Origin of the sequence: Agarivorans sp. QJM3NY_33, from assembly GCF_050870865.2 — a bacterium.
Lineage (GTDB): Bacteria > Pseudomonadota > Gammaproteobacteria > Enterobacterales > Celerinatantimonadaceae > Agarivorans.
In genome coordinates, this window is sequence record NZ_CP194039.2 from 521,538 (window position 1) to 543,778 (window position 22,241).

The following is a 22,241-nucleotide window of genomic DNA, read 5'->3' on the forward strand; positions in this document are numbered from 1 at the left end:
GAAACTTTTCTTCATATTTAGCGGTATAGACGTCTAAATGTCTTTTATGGAGAAGGTTAATGGGATTTCATCACGCACAACAAATTGAATCACTCAATCAAAGCTTAAGCGAACTTAATCGTGATATTAACGTGTCTTTTGAGTTTTTCCCGCCAACCACCGAAACCATGGAGCAAACGCTTTGGGCTTCTATCGAGCGTTTGCACACTCTAAAACCGAAGTTTGTCTCGGTCACTTATGGCGCGAATTCAGGGACTCGTGATCGCACCCATAAGGTGATTAAGGCGATTAAAGACAGAACTGGTTTAGCTGCCGCGCCTCATCTTACCTGTGTTGATTCTACCCCTGAAGAATTACGGCAAATTGCTCGCGATTATTGGCAAAGTGGGATCCGGGATATTGTTGCGCTGCGCGGTGATTTACCGGTCGGAGCGGCCAAACCCGAGATGTATGCGAGTGACCTGGTCAGTTTATTGAGGGAAGAGGCTGAGTTTGATATTTCGGTAGCGGCTTATCCTGAAATGCATCCTGAGGCAAAGAGTGCGCAGGCAGACTTGTTAGCTTTAAAGCGAAAAATGGATGCGGGTGCTAATCGGGCTATTACGCAATTTTTCTTTGATGTTGAAAGTTATTTGCGCTTTCGTGACCGTTGTGCAGCGATAGGTATTGAGGGCGAAATTGTCCCGGGAATTTTACCTGTCTCTAATTATAATACTTTGAAGAAGTTTGCTTCTTTTGCCAACGTGAAGGTGCCACAGTGGTTACATAAACAGTTTGCAGGTTTAGAGCATGATCAGATGACTCGTAATCTGGTGGGGGCGAGCGTGGCTATCGAAATGGTGAAAGTCTTGTCGCGTGAAGGGGTCAAGGATTTCCACTTTTATACCCTCAATCGCTCCGAACTTTCTTATGCGATTTGTCATACTTTGGGGGTCAGGCCCGAGCTTCAGACGGTGGCTTGTTAGTCTAGCGGCTACCAACAGCAGTCCCCAGCGGCGCGAGCAGACTACTTGAGCTTGACCAAACTTTCCGTATGGGTGGTTGTTAAATGGGCTGAGGGGCATGGAGAATCATCAGACCTTTATCATCCCGCTCGGAGAAATAATGCTGACTGTATTTATAATAGGGTGCTCATCGCCACGCTGAGTAACCACATCACCAATGCATAGTACCAATTATTTTGCAAAATTCGCCGGCTCGAACAATGATAACGGCCGGTCATGGTGAGGCCCACTCCCGATAGAGGGCTGCTACCAGTTGAAATGGCCCAAGAGCTTAGGAACAAAAAACCCAGTTGGCTGGGGCTTGGCTCCAACGGCAGTAATAAGGGACTGGCCAGCGAAATGCTAATCACCGGATGAATACCGAGGATGCCAGCAATAATCATCAGCGCCAATACTGTCGCAAATACGGGGGTTGTAAAGCTAAAATTTGCGAGGTTGATTGTGTCTGGATAGGCTAACAGGATCCCTTTGATGCCTGCCGAAAATACCCCTGCAGCAAGAAACAGCAGAAACTGACCGCCGACATTGGGCAGTTTGTGATTAATGAACTGACGAACGCTAGTGCGCGATGTACCTTGATTAAAGGCGAGTGCTGCTAAAGGAGCAAGACAGGTGATGATTAAAATAATGCTTAAGTCTGGTAAACCAAAGTGCAAGCCAATTACCAATAGCGCTAAGCAGAGCGGGATCATTAAGCTATCCGGTTTGATTGGGTAGCCTTCGAAGTTATCTCGGTGTTTTAAATATACTTCTGTACTCGTGAAGCCGAGAGCAATCAATGACATCACCAGACCGGGTAACAAGGTATCACTCCACTGCAGACCCGGCACATAAGTGATCGAGACCGCGGTTGCGATGAAGAAGGGAGACCACCATGCGGCAGCGCAAAAACTGCGGGTGAGCACTTTTTGCTGCGCATCACTTAAGGGGCTCTTTTCTGAGAGACGATCTCCGGCGATAAACACGATCGAAAGATTGATGATCGCACCTAAAAGGTTAATGCCAAGCGCGCTAGATAAAATACTCGCGGTTCCTTTGGGTAATGGTGTTTGATTGTCGGTTTTATTGGTGAGCGCTAAAAAAGACACCGCACTAAACATGGCTAACAGCGGGAGATTGGCCGACAACACATCCTTTAGGCTTAACAGAGTACCTTGACTCGCAGCAACCGCCAATAACCCCAGACCTAAGGCAAATAACGTGGCGGCTTGCAATTGGATCGGGCGATTCAGTTGCGGCCAATACACTGCGACGGCGAACCAGGCAAGTAGCGTGGGGAAGAACAGGCCAATTTGACCAAAGGCTGAAAGTAAATAAAGCAGTAAGAATCCGAGGAATAACCAGCCGGAGAACTTTTGCATTGATGACATCCTAACTATCAATTGCCATGGTGCGGATAAACATCGTCCGCTCGGTGACGCTAAGTGGTTGAAATTGGGCATTGAGTGACAAATGCCAAAGAGAACCCGAGAGTTTTCCTATTCCCCACCATGATTACCGCTTCACTCTCAATTATCTCGGTTCCGAACGACGATGTTAGCGGTGTATCACTCGTTCATCAAACCAAGCGCTGAGCTGGTGGCTCATCAGCTTCGTCAATAAAACAAACCCCGCAGCAAGTGCGAGGTTTGTTTTGTGAAGTGACTTAACCAGTATTACGCATACCTGCGGCAATACCAGCAATGCTGACCATGAGTGCTTGATCGACCACCGGACAGAGCTGCTCGCTAGCTCGCGAGCGGTTTAAGAGCTCGACCTGCAGCACATGTAAGGGATCGATATAGGGGTTACGTAAGTTAATTGACTCCACTACCCAGGCTTGGTTGGCTAATAAGCGATGTTCAGGTGATAGCGATAAGATAGCCGCTTTTGCTGAATCCAACTGAGCGCGTAGTTTTACTCCTAGACCTTTGAGTTCTGGTTCTACTAAACGGTCATCGTAAACCTGTGATAGCCAAGTATCCGCTTTCATGAATACCATCTCTAACATTGCTAAACGATTTTCGAAGAAGGGCCATTCACGCATTTCTTGTAGTAGCTCGGCTTTACCTTGCTCAATCAGCTGATTAAATGCGGCGCCACTGCCTAGCCAAGCGGGTAACAATAGTCGATTCTGACTCCAAGAGAAAATCCATGGAATCGCCCGTAAGCTTTCTACGCCGCCATCTTGACGACGTTTCGCTGGACGGCTCCCTAAGGGAAGCTTGGCTAACTCTTGTTCAGGAGTCGCTGAACGGAAATAAGCAACAAAATCTTCTTCTCCCCAGACCACGCCACGATAATTGTCACAAGAGGTTTCGGCAATTTGATCCATCACTAATCGCCATTCGTCTTTCGGCTCCATTGGTGGGACTAAGTTTGCCTCTAGAACAGCACTGGCATAGAGGTTCAAGCTATCTAAAGCGACTTTAGGTAAACCAAACTTAAAGCGGATCATTTCGCCTTGTTCGGTCACTCTAAGCCCACCTTTTAAAGATCCTGGTGGTTGGGATAGCAGTGCTGCATGGGCTGGAGCACCACCACGACCAATAGTACCACCACGACCATGGAATAAGGTCAGATTGACACCGTGACCTTCGCAAATGGAGACTAATGCTTCTTGAGCGCGATATTGAGCCCAAGAGGCTGCCAGCACCCCAGCATCTTTCGCTGAGTCGGAATAACCAATCATCACATGTTGTTGGCCCGAGATATAACCGCGATACCAATCGACGGACAACAGTTTGCTCATGGTTGCTGGCGCATTATTTAAATCATCCAATGTTTCAAATAATGGAGCGACAGGTAGGCGGAATGGGCAACCAGCTTCTTGTAATAGCAGCTGTACGGCTAATACATCGGAGGGCTCACTAGCCATAGAAATAATGTATATACCTAAGGCTTCACGCTCTTGTTTGGCGATGATGGCACAGGTATCCAGCACTTCTTGCACCGACTCACTGGGTTCCCAATTTCGTGGGAACAATGGCCGCTTGGAGTTTAACTCTTGTAATAAAAAGTGTTGTTTGTCGGTTTCATTCCAATGCGCATAATCGCCCAAGCCCAAATAACGACTCAGTTCTGAAAAAACTTCTTCGTGACGACCACTGTCTTGGCGAATATCCAAGCGCAATAAGTTGATGCCAAAGCAGGCGATACGACGTAATAGGTCGAGTAGAGTCCCATCGGCGATGATGCTCATGCCACAATCTTGTAGTGAGTAGTAACATAGCTCGAGCGGTTCCCGCAGCTGTTCGGTATTCACCACGATGTCGCGGGCTTCTGTATACTGACCTTTCAACTTCGCGGTAAGGTAGTCGTGGGTTTCTTGTAGTTCACTGCGCAATACTTTAAGTAGCGCACGATAAGGTTCGCTCTGAGTGCCAGTTTGCTCAAGCAAGGCTTGATTTGCATCGCTCATCGACAATTCACTGACTAGCTTCTGAATTTCCTTCAGGTATAAATCTACAGCGACCCAACGGCTTGAAAGTAATACTTCTTCAGTCACTTTTGCGGTGACAAAGGGGTTACCATCTCGGTCTCCGCCCATCCATGATGAAAACACCACAGGAGCGCTATCTAAAGCAAGACGCATGTCGAAGTGATTACTGAGTTTCTTATCTAATTGTCGAACAAATTCAGGAACAGCATGCCACAATGAGTTTTCAATTACGGCAAAGCCCCATTTGGCTTCGTCAACTGGGGTTGGGCGTAGCTTACGGATTTCGTCGGTGTGCCAAGCTTGATTAATCAGTTGCTCTAGGCGACCCATCAAATTATCCCGCTCTCGTTGCGGTAAGTCTAATTCTAACCAGTCGAGACAATCATTAATACTCACGTATTTATTGATTAGTGTTCGGCGAGTCACTTCGGTGGGGTGGGCCGTTAAGACTAATTCGATATTGAGTTGGGCAACTGCGTGATGAATTTCTGCTTCGCTAAGTTGCTCTTGTTTTAATTTTTGAAATACCAAATCGATGGGATCGGTGGTGCAGGTACTGCCTTCACAATTGCGAGAAATGGTATGGAATTGTTCAGCGATATTAGCCAGATTTAAAAATTGGCTAAAGGCGCGAGTTACAGGTAATAACTCATCGTCGCTTAAATTTCGTAATAGTTCTAATAGCTGCTCACGCGCTTGTTCATCATTGCTGCGTGACGCTTTTGCTAGCTGACGGATCGTTTCTACTTTCTCGAGGAAAGCCTCGCCCATATGGCTTTTGATCGTATTACCAAGTAGCTGTCCGAGTAAATTTACATTTCCTCGTAATGACGCATTGGTTTCCTGAGGCAAATTCTGGCTCATTCTTTTTCCTTTACTGTTGGCGTATGCTAGCGATTATTGAAATTAATTTACTAAATTACCCTATTCCTAGCCCAAAAACATACCTAAGACTGCGCTTATAGTCAAAGCACCTGTAATAAAATTACAGGTAACCTGAGTTCCTTTGAGGTGGATCAAGCGCTCAGGCCTATTGTGTATCTCATGGTCATCGGTAAATTTAGAGGATTAGCCACGATTTTAGTATTTTTTACAAACATTACAATAAATAAAAATGCATTATTATTGCATAACGAATTACTTGTGGTATGCTCCGCAATAATTGAAGCATAGCTTGGTTTAGCTTGTTTAAAATAATGATTTTTTATTAAACTTGTCAGCGGCGCTAAGCTTTGTCACAAATGAAAATATTACCAATGTGAAGGGAACGAAGACACGATGTTACAGGCTGCGATTATTGGAGCGAGTGGTTATACCGGAGCGGAGTTGGCAGGCTATGTGAGTCGCCATCCGCAGTTACAACTTGCAGGCTTATTTGTCTCCGAGCGAAGTCTCGATGCGGGTAAGTCTTTATCCAGTTTACATGGTCGATTACGCGGTATTGTTGATGCACCAGTTCAGCCTCTAATTGTGGCTGATATCGCCAGTACTTTTGCCAATGTTGACATTGTGTTGTTGGCAACCGCACATGAAGTTAGTCATGATTTGGCGCCGGCCTTTTTAGCTGCTGGTTGTCAGGTATTTGATCTCTCGGGTGCTTTTCGGGTGCAAGATGCCGAGTTTTATGAAACCTACTATGGTTTTACTCACCAATATCCCGAATTACTGGATAAAGCGGTCTATGGTTTAGCTGAATGGAATGCCGAGCAGATTAAACAAACTGATTTAGTCGCGGTGGCGGGGTGTTATCCTACGGCTTCTTTAACGGCCTTAAAACCTTTGGCGGCGGCGGGTTTGATTGCTGATAATAGTAAAGCGGTAATTAACGCAACCAGTGGTGTGAGTGGCGCTGGGCGCAAAGCGTCTTTAAATAGTAGCTTCTGCGAGGTGAGCCTAAGTCCTTATGGTGTATTTAAGCATCGTCACCAACCGGAAATCGCCACGCATCTCGGTCATCCGGTGATCTTCACGCCACATCTTGGCAATTTTAAGCGCGGTATCTTAGCGACGATTAATGTCATTTTAAAACCGGGAACTACACCAGAGCAGGTGAATGAAGCTTATCAACAAGCTTATGCGGGGCAACAAATTGTGCGTTTATTAGCAGACGAATGGCCATCGATTACTAAAGTAGAATATACGCCATTTATCGATTTGGCTTGGCAACAGCAGGGCGATGATCTGATTGTGGTTTCTGCGGAAGATAACTTGTTGAAGGGGGCCGCTAGTCAGGCTATTCAGTGCCTCAATATTCGCAATGGCTTTGCCGCCACAACGGCATTAGTTTAAGGTTCTGTATGAAAACTTTAGTGATTAAATTAGGTGGTGCGGTATTGAATAATTCCCACGCCTTAGATAATTTATTTGCCGCTTTAGAGGCAGTTTCTCAGCCTATTGTTTTAGTACACGGTGGTGGCGTAGTTGTCGAAGACGTATTGGCGAAAACCGGCTTTGTCTCAGAAAAACTTGATGGTTTGCGGATTACGCCTAAAGAGCAAATCCCCTATGTGGTGGGTGCTTTAGCGGGTACTAGTAATAAATTGCTATTAGCGCGAGCACTGAAGTCTGGACTGTCAGCGGTTGGTTTGTGTTTAAGTGATGCAGGCTCTTGTCGGGTGACAGCAATGGATCCGCGTTTAGGGCATGTAGGCGAAGCCTCAGCTGCGAACCCGGCGTTACTGAACAGTTTAATTGAGCTGGGCCATGTCCCTGTGATTAGTTCGATAGGGATTGGAAGTGATGGTGAATTATATAATGTCAATGCAGATCAAGCGGCCTTAGCGGTGTGTCAATTACTTCAAGGGCAGTTGGTGTTATTGTCTGATGTTGCAGGTGTATTAGACCAAAATAAGCAGTTAATTGCTAAGCTTGACGGTCAATTGGCGCAACAGTTGATTGACGATGGGGTGATTACCGACGGCATGACGGTCAAGGTTAAAGCGGCGCTTGATGCGGCAGCCTTTTTACAAGCACCAGTTGCTTTGGCTTCTTGGAAAGATGCTGAGCAATTAGCAAGTTTGCTCGCGGGTCAATTATATAACGGTGAGTCAGTCGGGACTCAGGTACAAATTTAAGGATAGATGATGAGCGATATGAAACACCTACTGAGCTTGCAGGAGCTAAGTCAAGAGCAGATTTTAGGTCTACTCGAGTTGGCCGCAAAAATTAAAAAAACGCCGACCGATTATGCGCAAAGCCTTGCTGGAAAAAGTGTGGTCACCCTGTTTGAAAAACCTTCTTTGCGTACTCGTGTGACCTTCGATATTGGGATTAATCGCCTTGGTGGACATGCGGTTTACCTCGACCAGCAAAATGGCGCCATGGGTGAGCGTGAAAGTGTTAAAGACTTCGCTTCAAATATTACCCGTTGGGCCGATGCCATCGTAGCACGAGTATTCTCACACCAAACCTTGCAAACCTTGCGAGCTCATTCCTCGGTACCCATCGTTAACTCTTTGTGTGACCTGTACCATCCCTGCCAAGGGCTCGCCGATTTTTTAACGATTAGTGAACACTATACGGACTTGAGTAAAGTGAAGTTAGCTTACTTGGGCGATGGCAATAATGTCACTCACTCGTTGTTACTGGGTGGTGCTATTTTGGGGATGGAAGTGGCCGCGGTTTGTCCCTTGGGTTCTAGTCCCGACGCTCAAATTGTACAAACGGCACGCCAATTAGCCAAGGCTCATGGTGGTAAAATCGTGGTGACCGATAAGCTTGATGATATCAAGGGCTATGATGTGGTTTATGGCGATACTTGGGTGTCGATGGGGGATGATACGCCGTTACAGTCAGTCAAAGATCGTTTTATGGCTTATCAAATTAATCGCCAGTTAATGCAAAATTGTGGTATTAAGCATGTATTGCATTGCCAACCAGCACATCGTGAATTGGAAATCACCTCCGAGATTATGGATGGTCCTCAGTCGCTGATTTTCGATCAGGCTGAAAACCGGATGCACGCGCAAAACGCAGTCTTAGTTTCTTTATTAAATTAGTGGATTTTCAGCAATAATTGCTGGACAGAACAAGGAATACCTCAACATGACCGATATTAAAAAAGTTGTTTTAGCCTACTCTGGCGGTTTGGATACTTCAGCCATTATTCCTTGGTTGAAAGAAACCTATAATAATTGTGAGATCGTCGCTTTTTGTGCTGATGTAGGCCAAGGTGAGGAAGAACTCATCGGCTTAGAAGAAAAAGCCTTAGCCTCTGGTGCTTCTGAGTGTCACATCATTGATCTTAAAGAAGAGTTTGTTGCTGACTATATTTATCCAACGATTGCCACGGGGGCCGTGTACGAAGGAACTTATTTACTTGGTACTTCTATGGCTCGGCCAATTATTGCCAAAGCACAAGTAGAAGTCGCTCGTAAAGTTGGTGCCGATGCGGTCTGTCATGGCTGTACGGGTAAAGGCAACGACCAAATTCGTTTCGAAAGCTGTTTTGCTGCTTTAGCGCCTGATTTAACGGTGATTGCACCGTGGCGCGAATGGAGCATGGAAAGTCGTGAAGATTTGCTTGAATATCTTGCCGAAAGAAATATCGCAACCACTGCTTCAGCGACAAAAATTTATAGCCGTGATGCCAATGCCTGGCATATTTCTCACGAGGGTGGTGAGCTGGAAGACCCATGGAACGAGCCAAGCAAAGGCGTTTGGACCTTAACGGTTGATCCGATTGATGCGCCTAACCAGCCAGAGTATGTGAGTCTAAAAGTTGAACAAGGCCGAGTCGTTGCGGTCAACGATGAAGCACTTAGTCCTTACCAAGTGGTCTCGAAACTGAATGAGATTGCTGCTGCTCATGGCGTTGGTCGTATCGACATTACTGAGAACCGTACCGTGGGCATGAAGTCGCGTGGTTGTTATGAAACACCGGGTGGTACGGTGATTGTTGCTGCGCTTCGAGGTATTGAAGAGTTAGTACACGATAAAACCTCGCGCATCTGGCGTGAAACCGTCGGCCAACAAATGGCTCACTTAGTATACGATGGTCGTTGGTTCACACCTTTATGCCAGTCTGTATTGGCGGCGTCGGAGTCTTTAGCGGCAGACGTGAATGGCGAAGTGGTTGTGAAGTTGTACAAAGGGCAAGCACAAGTTGTACAAAAACGCTCGCCAAATAGTTTGTACTCGGAAGCATTTGCAACCTTTGGAGAAGATCAAGTCTACGATCAGAAGCACGCTGAAGGCTTTATTCGTTTATACTCTCTAGCTAGCCGGATCCGCGCTTTAAATAGCAAATAAGTTTGGCCGAAGTATAAGCAAGAAATACCTAGACCTCAGAGGCTAATGGCACTGAGGTCTTTGCAATAATAAATGGAGAGTAAAATGGCATTGTGGGGTGGGCGTTTTAGCCAAGCTGCAGATTCCAGATTTAAGCAGTTTAATGACTCGTTGCGTTTCGATTATCGATTGGCCGAGCAAGATATAACCGGTTCAATTGCATGGTCGAAGGCCTTGCTCAGTGTTGGTGTTCTGAATGCCGATGAGCAAGCGCGTTTGGAAGAGGCTTTACTGGAGTTAGGTAAGCAAGTCGCCGAAAACCCACAACAGATTTTGGGGAGTGATGCCGAAGATATTCACTCTTGGGTTGAAACCCAACTAATTCAACGAGTGGGTGATCTTGGTAAGAAATTGCACACTGGACGTAGCCGTAACGACCAAGTGGCCACCGATTTAAAACTTTGGTGTAAAAGCCAAGGTATTGAATTGTTGGAGCATCTCGATAAGCTGCAACAAAAGCTGGTTAAATTTGCTCGTCAACAACAGCATACTGTTTTACCTGGTTATACTCATCTGCAGCGTGCCCAACCGGTTACTTTCTCTCACTGGGCGATGGCCTATGTTGAGATGTTTGAGCGTGATTATTCGCGTCTGCAAGATGCCTTAAGTCGTTTGGATGTTTGTCCTCTGGGCTGTGGCGCTCTAGCGGGCACCGCCTATCCGATGGACCGCCAGCAAATTGCTAAAGACCTTGGTTTTCGCCGGGCAACCCGTAATAGCTTGGATTCGGTCTCAGATCGTGACCATGTGGTGGAACTGATTTCAACCGCCTCGATTAGTATGATCCACCTATCGCGGATGGCAGAAGATCTCATTTTCTATAACTCTGGCGAATCGGCTTTCTTAGATTTATCCGATCAAGTGACTTCTGGCTCATCGCTGATGCCACAGAAGAAAAATCCAGATGCCTTGGAGCTGATCCGTGGTAAAGCGGGCCGAGTATACGGTTCGCTGTCGGGCATCATGATGACCTTAAAAGCCTTGCCTTTAGCTTATAACAAAGACATGCAAGAAGATAAAGAAGGTTTATTTGATGCTTTAGACACTTGGGGTGACTGTTTAGCGATGGCTGAATTGGTGCTCGATGATATGGATGTGCACGAAGAAACCACCATTGAAGCGGCCAAAGGTGGTTACTCTAATGCCACCGAACTGGCAGATTATCTGGTTGCCAAAGGGATCCCGTTCCGTGAAGCCCACCATATTGTGGGCATTGCTGTGGTGACCGCGATTGAGAAAGGCGTGCCTTTAGAAGAGCTGAGCTTAGCCGAATTTAAAGAGCTCGCACCGGAAATTGAAAACGATGTTTATCCAAACTTGTCTCTTGAGTCCACTTTAGGCAAGCGTCAAGCTTTAGGTGGCGTGGCTCCGGAGCAGGTCGAGCATGCGCTAACTGAAGCTGAAACTCGTTTATCGAAACGCAATGTGAAAGGTCTATACGTTCGCTCTGCACGCATGACCGATTTAGATACCATCGAAGAGATGGTGAATTACTGGTCGCAAGCGGGTGAAAACCTGCCGCGCCCTCGCCCCGAGTTAGTGCAGGCAATCGGTGATTTTACGGTGAGTGAGCAAGCGGGTAAGGTGACCGGTTGTGCTTCACTTTATTTATACGACACTGGCTTAGCGGAAGTCCGCTCTTTAGGGGTGAACCCTAGTGCACAGCGCACGGGGCAGGGGCGAGCAATGGTTCAGCATCTGATGAAAAAAGCCAAGAAAATGGAAATCGAGAAGGTATTTGTATTAACTCGAGTGCCAGAATTTTTCATGAAGCTTGGCTTTAGCCCCACTTCGAAGAGCATGTTGCCAGAGAAGGTGATGAAAGATTGCGATATTTGTCCCCGTCAGCATGCTTGTGATGAAGTGGCTTTAGAGTTTATCCTTGATAACAAGACGCTGATCCATAAGCAAAATGTTGCTTAGATTGAGTCTATATTGAGTACTGCATAGAAGCCTCATCAGTTGATGGGGCTTTTTTTGGGGAAATGATTGGTGAGGTTAGCTAGCAAATTAGAGATTTTTATGGCCAAGTTGGTCAAGCGATTTGCTTGGGGGATTCACGGAAATCTACTCGTCAGCTAAACCAATGAGCAGGGTTTGAACATTCCTACTCATCCCTCTGACAACTAACTCATAGGAGTTATCAATAAGCCTGAATACCTCATGTTCTGCGTCACCACCATCAAAGTACAAACTAATCCAATGGCGCTTATTCATGTGATAACCTCGAGTAATCGAAGGATAAATATCCAATAATGCGTCAATTTGCTCGGGTTGGCACTTTAGGTTGATGCTCATCAATTCATTTTTCCATCCGACCAAGGCAAACATTTTCTTCCTTACCTTGAAGACAGGAACATCAGGTGCAAATGGCAAATCGAGCTCGGCTTCAGGCTTAGATAGCAGGTACTCTCTTAGTTCTTTGTAATCCAAGGTATCCCCCTTATATTGATAAACCAGCAAAATAACCCAAATACTGAGCGCTACATGTTATATCTAGCAGTGTATCTCAACTTGCTTCTCAAGTACTAAGAGATAAGTCTTCTTCCAAAACTACCAAATCTATAGCCGCCTGCCTAATTCAGACGCTTTAAGTAAACAAATGCAAACCAAAGTTTCTAAGATCTTACAGAGTGTAAAATACAAGGTCAGCGCTCAGGTGAGCGTTGTAATTAAATAAGTCTCGCGAGTACTTGATCGAGCAGATATGCATCACAGATGGAGATGTTTAAAGAACCATCGCGGTAAATGTTGTTGCGATAGAAGTGATATTGCTTAGGGCTTGGTTTCGACGGTTCTGAGTATGAGCCCGAGGTCTGATCGATAAGACTTAGCATCTGATGATTTGCGGGTGAATGAACGCCAGTTAGCCACCTGTTGGCAAATTAAGCCAGACCCTTGGTTTGCATTGCGCATGTTGTCAGTTGCTTCACCCTGACAATCGGTGTGTCTCGGTAAGCGCTTAAGCTTCGTCAATGCCAGCGCTATCCATTACTGCTTTAGTACCACTCTAATTTTTTATATCCATCCGGTGTTGCCCAACATGACTAAAAATTCTGGCGCCATCGAGTACCTGAGCATAGGGCATCGGATTATCACAATGTTCTAAGACGTAGTCGGTGAGTTTTTCAATGACGATGTTGAGTAGTAACTCCTGAGTCCATGGCTTGGCTAGGTAGTAGTTCAACCCTCCACGATTAATTGCTTCAATGGTATCGTGAAGTCCCGCTTGACCGGTTAATAGTATTTTTTTTGCTGCCTCGGTATTGGCTGTGTGGTTGAGATCAATGAGAAAGTCGATGCCAAGTTCGTCGGGCATGATATGGTCGGCTAAGATCAGCGCAAGCTTGCCCCCCTGTTGTTCAAAGTCGGTAATTGCCTCGCGTGCTTCGGCGACACTTTGAGCACCATCAATCACGAAAGGTGGACTTAAAGACATGATGTCGTGTAGTACACTGTCAAGTACTTCACGTTCATCATCAACACATAAAATCAGTAGTTGCTGCATGGTGAGACTCCTTAAGTCTTAATTCGGTTTTAGTGGTAAGCTAACAATGAATCGAGTGAATTGTCCGGGTTCAGATTCAACCTCTATCCTGCCATCATGTTGTCCGACAATTTGCTGGCAAACGGTAAGGCCGATCCCTAAACCAAAATTTCCTTCACGCTTGGTGGTAAAGTTCAACTCGAAAATTCTGTCGATAAGTTCTTGCTGCACTCCATCCCCATTGTCTTCAACGGTTACTTTGATAAGGGGCGGTGAGCCTTCAATATATTGGCTTGTTATTAATAGTTTGCCATTGGTGCCCATAGCATCGAGTGCGTTGGCAATCAAATTTGTCCATACCTGTTGTAAAGCGATTGGGTAACAACGATAGATAGGCAACAGGCCATAGTTACATTCCACCTCGAAATGACGTAGCCGATTTTCCAAAATAACTAAGGTTTCAGCTAAGCCTTCATTTAAGTCGGCTAAGACGGGTTGTTCTGGATCTTGACCTGCATAGTGCTTGAGACCTTTCACTAGGCCGGAAATTCGAGACGCGCAAACTTGAATATTACGCAGAAAATTACCGATCTGATGATAGCGTTCGAGCGCACCGATTAGCTCGTTATGGCTGCAGTTGGCTCGACATTCTAAATATTGCTGGCGCGTTTCTGGGTGGTCTAAGCCAATACTCACTGCTTTACGAGCATTGATGGCATCGCCAAACAGCTTGATACAATTTTTACTCCGCTGGCGGATATCGCTGGTGGACATTGGCGTCAGTGTTAAAGCCATTTTCAATAGCCGCTGCCCAAGCATTGTTTGTGAGTGGCTTAAGTTGCCTTCCAATATTTGCGGGAGTTGAGTCGCAATCGTGTCACTCCCTCTAATGATTGCCGCGACCGGGTTGTTAAGTTCGTGGGCGACACCGGAAATTAGTTGGCCTAGTACCGCCATCTTTTCTTTTTCGATCAGCTGTTCATGGGCAGAATCTAGTGAGTCCAAGGTGTTTTGCAAGGTTAGTTTGGTTTGAATACTTTTTTGTAAGCGCCGATTAAAATGCCGCAATAATAAATTGGTGAATAGGGGGAGTAATTGATTACTAGAATCTAGCACTTTGGCAAAGGTGGGTCGGTCGAGTTTGATGACATCGGTCTGCATTGAGGTGATACCACTGGTAAAACCAGGTTCACCAGTAACGAATGACATTCCGCCGACTAAGGAACCCGCTCTCATGCGAGCAACTTCTAATACTTTTCCTTCTTGCTGCTTATTAAGTACGACTTCTCCTTTGGCAATAAACCAAAGAAATTGATTGGCTTTCCCTTCTTGGGTAAGAATATGATTGGCACTATAAGTTCGACATAGGTGATCTTCGTCATTATCTTGAAAGAAAGTATATAGGGCGCTAATTACTTTATCGGATAACTGCTCATCACTCAGCTCAGTGTAATCAAAAAACGTGGCCCGAAATTGAGCCACTTTGGCGGCTAATTGCTTGGCGAGCCATTGTTGCTGAGGGGTGATTAGCGCTGCGACAGGCCAATGTTGCTCGATAGCTTGCAGCAATGTTGTCGAATTAACTTCGGGACCTAAGATTCCGCGTGGCTGAAAACTATTGACCCATTGACATAGTTGTTTTGCATCCGGGAGCTGATTGGCATACAGCAAAATTTGAAAAGTCGATTTATGCTGAGTGATTAAGACTTCTAATTGAGCAATATGGCTGGTTTGCTCGGTCAATAAGGCTAAGTCAATGACGACTAGCCGAAGTCGCTGATCGTTGAATAAAGTTTGTAAAGCTTTAGGGTCACTTATCGTATCTAATTGAGAAAACAGCCAAGGTCTTGTCGGCGCAGCAAATACAGCGGACCAATCTTGTTTGCTTAGTACCAATAAGCGGTATTTTTCGGTCATGGTGATCCACAACTATGTTAGTAGTTAATGATTATAGCCCTGTAAAAACTATGGTTTTGCGAGCTGCTTAATGGTTCGTCATCGTGATTTGGAATAATTGTTCAGCATTTACACAAAATTTGTGGTTTCGCTTGTTTTTTTACTTTGCCTGAGTATAATGGCGCGGCTCACTAAGTTAGTGGCTGAGTTGTTCTCGAACGGCTCATGCAGATAACTCAATTAAGTTGTCTGATAACAGTGCTTCCGATTTGGAAGCAAACGTTACTCGTCGCGCGCACTACCATCCCCAAATATTGGAATTGGATGTTGTTGGTGTGTGTTAGGTTCTTTAATTTTTAATTTGGAGCTCTGTAATGCAGAACCAAAGAATTCGAATCCGCTTGAAAGCATTTGATCACCGTCTGATCGATCAATCTACTGCGGAAATCGTAGAAACTGCCAAACGCACTGGCGCTCAGGTTCGTGGTCCTATTCCACTACCTACTCGTAAAGAGCGTTACACCATTCTTGTATCACCGCACGTGAATAAAGACGCGCGTGATCAGTATGAAATTCGCACCCACAAACGTCTTGTAGACATCGTTGAGCCAACTGATAAAACAGTTGACGCTTTGATGCGCCTTGACCTTGCTGCTGGTGTAGATGTGCAAATCAGCTTGGGCTAAACCTAAGTCTGACTAATAAGAGGTTTTTACAATGATTGGTCTAATCGGTCGTAAAGTTGGAATGACTCGCATCTTCACTGAAGAAGGCGTTTCAATTCCAGTTACCGTAATCGAATGTGAGCCAAACCGCGTTACTCGTGTTATCACTGAGGAAAGCGACGGTTATCGTGCTCTGCAAGTGACCACCGGCGCTAAAAAAGCAAGTCGCGTGAACAAACCAGAAGCAGGTCAATTTGCTAAAGCTGGTGTTGATGCGGGTCGTGGCCTGTGGGAATTCCGTCTAGCTGACGGTGAAGGTGAAGAAGTTGCTGTAGGCGGTGAGCTGAAAGTTGACTTGTTCAATGAAGTTAAAAAAGTAGACGTTACTGGTACATCTAAAGGTAAAGGGTTCCAAGGCGGTGTTAAACGCTGGAACTTTGCAACTCAAGATTTTACTCACGGTAACTCTTTGAGCCACCGTGCTCCTGGTTCTATTGGTCAAAACCAAAGCCCAGGTAAAGTATTTAAGGGCAAGAAGATGGCCGGTCATATGGGTGCAGAGCGTGTTACTACGCAAAACCTAGATGTCGTACGTGTTGATGTTGAACGTAACCTAATTTTGGTAAAAGGTGCTGTACCCGGCGCTACCAATGGTGACGTGATCGTTAAACCTGCTGTTAAAGCGTAACGTTAGGAGATAGTAATGGAATTGGTATTGAAAGACGCCCAAAGCGCTCTTGAAGTTTCCGAAACTACCTTCGGACGTGACTTTAACGAAGCGTTGATTCACCAGGTAGTGACTGCATATGCTGCAGGCTCACGCCAGGGGTCTCGTGCTCAGAAAACACGTTCTGAAGTATCAGGTGGTGGTAAGAAACCATGGCGTCAGAAAGGTACAGGCCGCGCGCGTGCCGGTACAATTCGTAGCCCAATTTGGCGTAGTGGCGGAGTAACCTTCGCAGCTAAGCCTCAAGATCACAGCCAAAAAGTTAACAAGAAAATGTACCGCGGCGCAATCCGCAGCATCTTGTCTGAACTTGTTCGTCAAGAACGTTTGATTGTGGTTGAAAAATTCAGCGTTGAAGCGCCTAAAACTAAAGAATTAGTTGCTAAGTTGAAAGAATTTGACTTGAACGATGTATTAATCGTGACTGGTGAAATTGATGAAAACTTATTCTTGGCCGCACGTAACCTCTACAAAGTAGACGTTCGTGATGTAGCTGGTATTGATCCAGTTAGCTTGATTGCTTTTGATAAAGTGTTGGTAACTGCTGATGCAGTGAAACAAATTGAGGAGTGGTTAGCATGATCAGCGAAGAACGTTTGTTGAAAGTACTAGTAGCTCCACATATCTCTGAAAAGAGCACTATGTCTGCTGAAGCCGATAATACTATCGTATTCAAAGTTGTGAACACCGCAACTAAAGCAGAAATCAAAGCTGCAGTTGAAAAATTATTCGAAGTTGAAGTGACAGGCGTTACTACCTTGAACCTTAAAGGTAAAACTAAACGTCACGGAGCACGTTTCGGCCGCCGTAACGACGTGAAGAAAGCGTATGTCACCTTAGCTGAAGGTTCTGACATCGACTTCACCGGTGCCGCAGAGTAAGAGGAGTTATCTTAAATGGCTATTGTAAAATGTAAGCCTACATCTGCTGGTCGTCGCCACGTTGTTAAAGTGGTAAACACTGACCTGCACAAAGGCAAGCCTTACGCTCCTTTGTTGGAGAGTAAGTCGAAGTCTGGTGGTCGTAACAACCGCGGTGTAATTACCGTTCGTCACATCGGTGGTGGTCATAAACAACACTACCGTTTGATTGACTTCAAACGAAATGATAAAGATGGCATTCCTGCGAAAGTAGAACGTCTTGAATATGATCCAAACCGCAGTGCTCACATTGCTTTGGTATTGTACGCAGATGGTGAACGCCGTTACATTTTGGCACCTAAGGGTGTAAAAGCAGAAGCTAAACTGATGTCTGGTGTTGACGCACCGATTGAAGCTGGTAACTGTTTACCAATGCGCAACATCCCAGTAGGTTCTACTGTTCATGCAGTTGAATTGAAGCCTGGTAAAGGTGCTCAATTAGCACGTTCTGCTGGTGCTTACGCTCAAATTATTGCGCGTGATGGTGCGTATGTAACTCTACGTTTGCGTAGCGGTGAAATGCGAAAAGTATTATCTGATTGTCGTGCTACTTTAGGCGAAGTGGGTAATGGTGAGCATATGTTACGTAAACTTGGTAAAGCTGGTGCAACGCGCTGGCGTGGTGTTCGTCCTACCGTTCGCGGTGTGGTCATGAACCCAGTTGATCACCCACACGGTGGTGGTGAAGGTCGTACATCTGGTGGCCGTCATCCAGTTACTCCATGGGGTGTACCTACCAAAGGTTACAAAACTCGTAAAAATAAGAGTACGGATCAATATATCGTACGCCGTCGTTCTAAGAAATAAGGGGAATCGCCATGCCACGTTCTCTCAAGAAGGGTCCATTCATTGACCTACACTTGTTGAAGAAGGTAGAGAAAGCGGTGGAAAGCGGGGACAAGAAACCATTGAAAACTTGGTCTCGTCGCTCAATGATCATTCCACAAATGATCGGTTTGACCATCGCTGTCCATAATGGTCGTCAGCACGTTCCAGTATTTGTTACCGATGAAATGATCGGTCATAAACTGGGTGAATTCGCGCCAACTCGCACTTATCGCGGCCATGCTGCTGATAAGAAAGCGAAGAAGAAGTAGGAGTTAGATGATGGAAGCTTTAGCTAAACACCGTTTTGCTCGTGGTTCTGCGCAGAAAGCACGCCTGGTTGCAGATCAAGTACGTGGTCTACCAGTTGAAAAAGCACTTGTTACGTTGCAATTCAGCAGCAAGAAAGCAGCAGGACTTGTTAAAAAAGTTCTTGAATCTGCGATTGCTAATGCTGAGCACAACGAAGGTGCAGATATCGACGAGTTAAGAGTTGCCAAAATCTTTGTTGATGATGGTCCAACTTTAAAGCGTATTCGTCCTCGTGCTAAAGGCCGAGCCGACCGTATTATCAAGCGTACCAGCCACATCACTGTGGTTGTATCTGATAACTAGGAGATAAGCAATGGGTCAGAAAGTACATCCTAATGGTATTCGCCTAGGTATCGTAAAGCCATGGAATTCAACCTGGTATGCCGATAAAGGTGAATACGCAGACAATCTTTTTAGCGACCACAAAGTACGTCAATTCTTAACTAAAGAATTGAAAAGTGCTTCTGTTTCTCGCATTACTATTGAACGCCCTGCCAAGAGCATCCGTGTGACTATTCACACTGCTCGTCCAGGTGTTGTGATTGGTAAAAAAGGTGAAGACGTTGAAAAACTTCGCAAGAACGTCGCTAAATTAGCGGGCGTACCTGCGCAAATCAACATCTCAGAAGTTCGTAAGCCTGAGTTAGATGCGAAATTAGTAGCAGATTCTATCTCTAGTCAACTAGAACGTCGTGTTATGTTCCGTCGCGCTATGAAGCGTGCCGTGCAAAATGCAATGCGTCTAGGCGCTAAAGGTATCAAGGTTCAAGTTAGTGGTCGTTTAGGCGGAGCAGAAATTGCTCGTGCTGAATGGTATCGTGAAGGTCGTGTGCCATTGCATACACTTCGTGCTGATATTGATTACTCAACTTCAGAAGCGTTGACTACCTACGGTATCATCGGCGTTAAAGTTTGGATCTTTAAAGGTGAAGTTCTTGGCGGTATGCCAGTGGCTGCAGCTCCTGAAGCTCCTTCTAAGCCGAAGCGCGGTAACAAGCGCAACGCTAAATAGGAGAACCGGGAATGTTACAACCAAAACGAACTAAATTCCGTAAGCAATTTACAGGTCGTAACCGTGGTCTAGGCAAAGGACAAGACGTGTCTTTTGGCGACTTCGGTTTAAAAGCGACTGGTCGTGGCCGTCTTACTGCTCGTCAAATCGAAGCAGCACGTCGTGCAATGACTCGTCACATTAAACGTCAAGGTAAAATCTGGATCCGTGTATTCCCAGACAAACCGATTACCAAAAAGCCACTCGAAGTTCGGATGGGTAAAGGTAAAGGTAACGTAGAATACTGGGTAGCCCAAATTCAGCCAGGCAAAGTCCTGTATGAAATGGACGGCGTAGCAGAAACACTTGCTCGTGAAGCTTTCGAGCTTGCCGCGCGTAAGTTACCTATTAGCACTACATTTGTAACGCGGACGGTGATGTGATGTTAGCTAACGAACTTAAAGATAAAAGTGTTGAAGAGCTTAAAGCTGAGCTACTTAACCTGCTTCGTGAGCAATTTAACTTGCGTATGCAAGCAAGTACTGGCCAATTAGCTCAAACACATTTGCTTAAAAACGTACGTCGCGATATCGCGCGTGTGAAAACTATTCTGAATCAGAAGGCAGGTGCGTAATGAGCGATATCCGTACATTGCAAGGTAAAGTAGTTAGCAACAAAATGGAGAAATCTATTATTGTTGCTATTGAACGCCAGGTTAAACACCCTATCTATGGGAAATATACCAAGCGTACTACTAAGCTACACGTTCATGATGAAGCCAATGTTGCCGCAGAAGGCGATGTAGTGAGCATCAAAGAATGTGCGCCAATCTCTAAGACTAAGTCTTGGACTTTGGTAGACGTAATAGTTAAAGCCTAAATTTAGGTCTTAAACTATAAAAAAGGCTCCTATTTGGGAGCCTTTTTACATTTAACTATATGATTAAAGCGGTAATTATTGTCTTTGCTGCATCAATAACTCATCCCTCCTCAATTTCTGGTGTTGGTTAACTGCAAGTTGTCATCCTCACCGGCACTATCTGTCACAATCTGATTTGTTGTTTAGGGTTATTCGGTTCGATTCATGGGTAAACAAAAGCTAGCCAATCTTCGGAAAGCTAAAACCGGGAGTGTGCGACCGCTGCTGGTAAGTTTATGTTGCATAAACTGCGCATTGCCGCGGTTGTAGGGGTCACGCTACTACTAACGATACTGTATTTGAAAGCAAAGCCCGAACTATACCAGGCGACTTCTACCGTGAAACTGGGCTACTGGCCCGAGGAAATGCTGCTGGTTAAGCATGACCTTGCGTCGCAAGCTACGGGCTCTTTTAATACAGAGCTCGAAATTCTTCGTTCTAAGTTAATCGCTTCTCGGGTCATTGAACAATTGGATTTATTGCATTATTCAGCATTTTTACATCAAGCGATTCAACCCTGGTTTTATTGATGGGAACGACTAAGCCAAGGTCATAGTAATCAGTTGGTTAACACTGGCTTATTGACAAAAGCACAGCTATTGAAGCAATTTACACAGGGTTTAACGATCACTCCTATCGTGACCACTCAAATGGTTAAAATCAGCTTTAGCAGCTGGGATCCTCAACTAGCTCAACAAGTATCTGTGGCAGTGGCAAAAGCCTACATTGATTATCGCCATGCGGTGAGTGAAACAGCTAGCAAGCGTTCTATGGTATGGCTTATAGAGGAATGGAGCCGTGTACCAACGGCAGGGCAGGTTTTGGATCCGCCGTTGCTATTCTCTGGACGGGATCACATGGTATTGATGCGGTGTCTGGGATATATATTAGATCGCTTGAAATACGCAGAGAGCTTGAAGCGCTCGCGGCCACGCATACGGAGAAGCCCAACTTATCGATTGCGCTGTATTATCCGAACCGGTGAGTGGCAGCTAGCAAATTCTTAGCCTGCTTATTGCGGTTTTTACGGCTTTTATTATCAGTTCCCTTGTGGTTTTGTTTAAGCAAACCTTGGCCCAGGGTTTTGCGTGTCGCGAGCCATTGGAGGGAGTGCTGGATGTTGAGGTTATTGCCGAAGTACCTAAACTGAAAGGACGCAATCAGCAGTGGTTTGTGCAAGGTATTAATCCTTGGTTGAATGAGCCCTTAAGGGCATTGCCTGGGAGCTTACAGATGCGTCCCAATGGTGGACAACTGGTATTGTTTTATTCTGCTTTAGAGGGGGAAGGCAAGACGAGTTTAGTGATACAAACTGCTACTGCATGTAGTGAAGTTGAAAAAGTATTGCTGATTGATGCTGATCTACATCGAGCTTCGGCTTCTGTTTGTTTAAACTATTCTTTCGCTTAGCCCAGCTTAACTTATTTATTGGCCAGAACCCATTCAGTTGCACAATCTATTCATCGGGATCCACAACTTGGATTTGATGTATTAAACGCTGGTTTGATTGGGCCAGATTCCGCATCTTTACTAGCATCGAAAAAATTTAGATTACTGCTCACTGGCCTGCGTCAACATTATGATCGCGTTTTGCTTGACACCGGAGCCGTTGCAGGTGTCCGATGCGATGCTCATAGGGGGTCGGTTGATGCGATTTCTTTGGTAATTGAAGCAGAGCGAACCGATATTCAGTCGCTGAAACGAACGCTAAATAAATTTACTCAGGCTGGACTCGAACCTGCAGGAGTGACTTTAAATAAGGTTGCTACTCGGCATCGGACTGACA

Annotated in this window: 24 protein-coding genes; 19 read left to right on the forward strand and 5 right to left on the reverse strand. The window is 45.5% G+C overall.

Going from position 1 to position 22,241, the window contains the following annotated elements:
• The first annotated feature begins 59 nt into the window (after nt 1-59).
• The gene (gene metF / locus ACRRSY_RS02290) at nt 60-965 is read left to right on the forward strand and encodes a methylenetetrahydrofolate reductase (RefSeq protein ID WP_432460770.1); all 906 of its coding nucleotides are present in this window, start codon (nt 60-62) and stop codon (nt 963-965) included.
• A 152-nt stretch (nt 966-1,117) separates the two neighbouring features.
• On the opposite strand, the gene ACRRSY_RS02295 is transcribed toward metF, so the two are convergent.
• Together ACRRSY_RS02295 and ppc are read right to left on the reverse strand one after the other, a co-directional pair.
• Nucleotides 1,118-2,365, reverse strand: a complete 1,248-nt coding sequence (locus ACRRSY_RS02295; RefSeq protein WP_432454771.1) for a hypothetical protein — start codon at nt 2,363-2,365, stop codon at nt 1,118-1,120.
• Nucleotides 2,366-2,649: 284 nt separating this feature from the next.
• On the reverse strand, nt 2,650-5,289 hold the full coding sequence (gene ppc, locus ACRRSY_RS02300) for a phosphoenolpyruvate carboxylase (RefSeq protein WP_432460771.1): 2,640 nt from the start codon (nt 5,287-5,289) through the stop codon (nt 2,650-2,652).
• A gap of 414 nt (nt 5,290-5,703) precedes the next feature.
• Here ppc and argC point away from each other — a divergent pair, with 414 nt between their 5' ends.
• The 5 genes from argC to argH all read left to right on the forward strand — a co-directional run bounded on the left by argC (nt 5,704) and on the right by argH (nt 11,637).
• Nucleotides 5,704-6,714 carry an N-acetyl-gamma-glutamyl-phosphate reductase gene (gene argC, locus ACRRSY_RS02305; RefSeq protein WP_432454769.1) on the forward strand — a complete coding sequence of 337 codons (1,011 nt, stop codon included), beginning with the start codon at nt 5,704-5,706 and terminating at the stop codon, nt 6,712-6,714.
• Nucleotides 6,715-6,722: 8 nt separating this feature from the next.
• The gene (gene argB / locus ACRRSY_RS02310; RefSeq protein WP_432454768.1) at nt 6,723-7,499 is read left to right on the forward strand and encodes an acetylglutamate kinase; all 777 of its coding nucleotides are present in this window, start codon (nt 6,723-6,725) and stop codon (nt 7,497-7,499) included.
• Between the two features lie 18 nt (nt 7,500-7,517).
• Nucleotides 7,518-8,423 carry an ornithine carbamoyltransferase gene (locus ACRRSY_RS02315; protein WP_432456111.1) on the forward strand — a complete coding sequence of 302 codons (906 nt, stop codon included), beginning with the start codon at nt 7,518-7,520 and terminating at the stop codon, nt 8,421-8,423.
• Nucleotides 8,424-8,469: 46 nt separating this feature from the next.
• A complete protein-coding gene (locus tag ACRRSY_RS02320) occupies nt 8,470-9,675 on the forward strand; it encodes an argininosuccinate synthase (protein WP_432454767.1) in 1,206 nt (401 codons plus the stop codon).
• An 84-nt stretch (nt 9,676-9,759) separates the two neighbouring features.
• On the forward strand, nt 9,760-11,637 hold the full coding sequence (gene argH, locus ACRRSY_RS02325) for an argininosuccinate lyase (protein ID WP_432454766.1): 1,878 nt from the start codon (nt 9,760-9,762) through the stop codon (nt 11,635-11,637).
• A 144-nt stretch (nt 11,638-11,781) separates the two neighbouring features.
• Here the strand turns inward: argH and ACRRSY_RS02330 are convergent, their stop codons facing one another.
• From ACRRSY_RS02330 to ACRRSY_RS02340, 3 genes are all read right to left on the reverse strand, one after another.
• Nucleotides 11,782-12,147, reverse strand: coding sequence for an MmcQ/YjbR family DNA-binding protein (locus ACRRSY_RS02330; RefSeq protein WP_432454765.1), 366 nt, complete (start codon nt 12,145-12,147; stop codon nt 11,782-11,784).
• Between the two features lie 577 nt (nt 12,148-12,724).
• On the reverse strand, nt 12,725-13,222 hold the full coding sequence (locus ACRRSY_RS02335) for a response regulator (RefSeq protein ID WP_432454764.1): 498 nt from the start codon (nt 13,220-13,222) through the stop codon (nt 12,725-12,727).
• A gap of 18 nt (nt 13,223-13,240) precedes the next feature.
• Nucleotides 13,241-15,118, reverse strand: coding sequence for an ATP-binding protein (locus ACRRSY_RS02340; RefSeq protein ID WP_432454763.1), 1,878 nt, complete (start codon nt 15,116-15,118; stop codon nt 13,241-13,243).
• Between the two features lie 353 nt (nt 15,119-15,471).
• On the opposite strand from ACRRSY_RS02340, the gene rpsJ reads away from it, so the two are divergent.
• The 13 genes from rpsJ (at nt 15,472) to ACRRSY_RS02405 (ending at nt 21,865) form a co-directional block, all read left to right on the forward strand.
• Nucleotides 15,472-15,783 (forward strand): 30S ribosomal protein S10, encoded by a 312-nt coding sequence (rpsJ, locus tag ACRRSY_RS02345; protein ID WP_137674375.1) that lies wholly within the window; start codon nt 15,472-15,474, stop codon nt 15,781-15,783.
• A 31-nt stretch (nt 15,784-15,814) separates the two neighbouring features.
• A complete protein-coding gene (gene rplC, locus ACRRSY_RS02350; RefSeq protein ID WP_432454762.1) occupies nt 15,815-16,450 on the forward strand; it encodes a 50S ribosomal protein L3 in 636 nt (211 codons plus the stop codon).
• 15 nt (nt 16,451-16,465) lie between these two features.
• A complete protein-coding gene (rplD, locus tag ACRRSY_RS02355) occupies nt 16,466-17,071 on the forward strand; it encodes a 50S ribosomal protein L4 (RefSeq protein WP_432454761.1) in 606 nt (201 codons plus the stop codon).
• Nucleotides 17,068-17,370: a 50S ribosomal protein L23 gene (rplW, locus tag ACRRSY_RS02360; protein WP_432454760.1), complete on the forward strand. Its 303-nt coding sequence runs from the start codon at nt 17,068-17,070 to the stop codon at nt 17,368-17,370. Before rplD ends, rplW begins: the two co-directional genes overlap by 4 nt.
• Nucleotides 17,371-17,385: 15 nt before the next feature.
• Nucleotides 17,386-18,216: a 50S ribosomal protein L2 gene (gene rplB / locus ACRRSY_RS02365; RefSeq protein ID WP_432454759.1), complete on the forward strand. Its 831-nt coding sequence runs from the start codon at nt 17,386-17,388 to the stop codon at nt 18,214-18,216.
• An 11-nt stretch (nt 18,217-18,227) separates the two neighbouring features.
• Nucleotides 18,228-18,506 carry a 30S ribosomal protein S19 gene (gene rpsS / locus ACRRSY_RS02370; protein WP_026959667.1) on the forward strand — a complete coding sequence of 93 codons (279 nt, stop codon included), beginning with the start codon at nt 18,228-18,230 and terminating at the stop codon, nt 18,504-18,506.
• Between the two features lie 10 nt (nt 18,507-18,516).
• A complete protein-coding gene (gene rplV, locus ACRRSY_RS02375; protein ID WP_432456110.1) occupies nt 18,517-18,849 on the forward strand; it encodes a 50S ribosomal protein L22 in 333 nt (110 codons plus the stop codon).
• A 10-nt stretch (nt 18,850-18,859) separates the two neighbouring features.
• Nucleotides 18,860-19,558 (forward strand): 30S ribosomal protein S3, encoded by a 699-nt coding sequence (gene rpsC / locus ACRRSY_RS02380; RefSeq protein ID WP_329775581.1) that lies wholly within the window; start codon nt 18,860-18,862, stop codon nt 19,556-19,558.
• 11 nt (nt 19,559-19,569) lie between these two features.
• Nucleotides 19,570-19,980, forward strand: coding sequence for a 50S ribosomal protein L16 (gene rplP, locus ACRRSY_RS02385; RefSeq protein WP_432454758.1), 411 nt, complete (start codon nt 19,570-19,572; stop codon nt 19,978-19,980).
• Entirely contained in the window at nt 19,980-20,171 is a 192-nt protein-coding gene (gene rpmC, locus ACRRSY_RS02390; protein ID WP_163134083.1) for a 50S ribosomal protein L29, read from the forward strand. The genes rplP and rpmC overlap by 1 nt, the downstream gene beginning before the upstream one ends.
• Complete coding sequence (gene rpsQ / locus ACRRSY_RS02395; protein WP_432454757.1) at nt 20,171-20,416, forward strand: 30S ribosomal protein S17; 246 nt, start codon at nt 20,171-20,173, stop codon at nt 20,414-20,416. Before rpmC ends, rpsQ begins: the two co-directional genes overlap by 1 nt.
• 275 nt (nt 20,417-20,691) lie before the next feature.
• The gene (locus ACRRSY_RS02400; RefSeq protein WP_432454756.1) at nt 20,692-20,985 is read left to right on the forward strand and encodes a hypothetical protein; all 294 of its coding nucleotides are present in this window, start codon (nt 20,692-20,694) and stop codon (nt 20,983-20,985) included.
• Between the two features lie 580 nt (nt 20,986-21,565).
• Nucleotides 21,566-21,865, forward strand: coding sequence for a hypothetical protein (locus tag ACRRSY_RS02405; protein WP_432454755.1), 300 nt, complete (start codon nt 21,566-21,568; stop codon nt 21,863-21,865).
• Nucleotides 21,866-22,241: the final 376 nt, after the last annotated feature.

What these genes read in the sequence shown, in the direction of transcription:
- metF (WP_432460770.1), top strand. Translation starts at nt 60, where the DNA reads ATGGGATTTCATCACGCACAACAAATTGAATCACTCAATCAAAGCTTA.
- ACRRSY_RS02295 (WP_432454771.1), bottom strand. Translation starts at nt 2,365, where the DNA reads ATGCAAAAGTTCTCCGGCTGGTTATTCCTCGGATTCTTACTGCTTTAT.
- ppc (WP_432460771.1), bottom strand. Translation starts at nt 5,289, where the DNA reads ATGAGCCAGAATTTGCCTCAGGAAACCAATGCGTCATTACGAGGAAAT.
- argC (WP_432454769.1), top strand. Translation starts at nt 5,704, where the DNA reads ATGTTACAGGCTGCGATTATTGGAGCGAGTGGTTATACCGGAGCGGAG.
- argB (WP_432454768.1), top strand. Translation starts at nt 6,723, where the DNA reads ATGAAAACTTTAGTGATTAAATTAGGTGGTGCGGTATTGAATAATTCC.
- ACRRSY_RS02315 (WP_432456111.1), top strand. Translation starts at nt 7,518, where the DNA reads ATGAAACACCTACTGAGCTTGCAGGAGCTAAGTCAAGAGCAGATTTTA.
- ACRRSY_RS02320 (WP_432454767.1), top strand. Translation starts at nt 8,470, where the DNA reads ATGACCGATATTAAAAAAGTTGTTTTAGCCTACTCTGGCGGTTTGGAT.
- argH (WP_432454766.1), top strand. Translation starts at nt 9,760, where the DNA reads ATGGCATTGTGGGGTGGGCGTTTTAGCCAAGCTGCAGATTCCAGATTT.
- ACRRSY_RS02335 (WP_432454764.1), bottom strand. Translation starts at nt 13,222, where the DNA reads ATGCAGCAACTACTGATTTTATGTGTTGATGATGAACGTGAAGTACTT.
- ACRRSY_RS02340 (WP_432454763.1), bottom strand. Translation starts at nt 15,118, where the DNA reads ATGACCGAAAAATACCGCTTATTGGTACTAAGCAAACAAGATTGGTCC.
- rpsJ (WP_137674375.1), top strand. Translation starts at nt 15,472, where the DNA reads ATGCAGAACCAAAGAATTCGAATCCGCTTGAAAGCATTTGATCACCGT.
- rplC (WP_432454762.1), top strand. Translation starts at nt 15,815, where the DNA reads ATGATTGGTCTAATCGGTCGTAAAGTTGGAATGACTCGCATCTTCACT.
- rplD (WP_432454761.1), top strand. Translation starts at nt 16,466, where the DNA reads ATGGAATTGGTATTGAAAGACGCCCAAAGCGCTCTTGAAGTTTCCGAA.
- rplW (WP_432454760.1), top strand. Translation starts at nt 17,068, where the DNA reads ATGATCAGCGAAGAACGTTTGTTGAAAGTACTAGTAGCTCCACATATC.
- rplB (WP_432454759.1), top strand. Translation starts at nt 17,386, where the DNA reads ATGGCTATTGTAAAATGTAAGCCTACATCTGCTGGTCGTCGCCACGTT.
- rpsS (WP_026959667.1), top strand. Translation starts at nt 18,228, where the DNA reads ATGCCACGTTCTCTCAAGAAGGGTCCATTCATTGACCTACACTTGTTG.
- rplV (WP_432456110.1), top strand. Translation starts at nt 18,517, where the DNA reads ATGGAAGCTTTAGCTAAACACCGTTTTGCTCGTGGTTCTGCGCAGAAA.
- rpsC (WP_329775581.1), top strand. Translation starts at nt 18,860, where the DNA reads ATGGGTCAGAAAGTACATCCTAATGGTATTCGCCTAGGTATCGTAAAG.
- rplP (WP_432454758.1), top strand. Translation starts at nt 19,570, where the DNA reads ATGTTACAACCAAAACGAACTAAATTCCGTAAGCAATTTACAGGTCGT.
- rpmC (WP_163134083.1), top strand. Translation starts at nt 19,980, where the DNA reads ATGTTAGCTAACGAACTTAAAGATAAAAGTGTTGAAGAGCTTAAAGCT.
- rpsQ (WP_432454757.1), top strand. Translation starts at nt 20,171, where the DNA reads ATGAGCGATATCCGTACATTGCAAGGTAAAGTAGTTAGCAACAAAATG.
- ACRRSY_RS02400 (WP_432454756.1), top strand. Translation starts at nt 20,692, where the DNA reads ATGTTGCATAAACTGCGCATTGCCGCGGTTGTAGGGGTCACGCTACTA.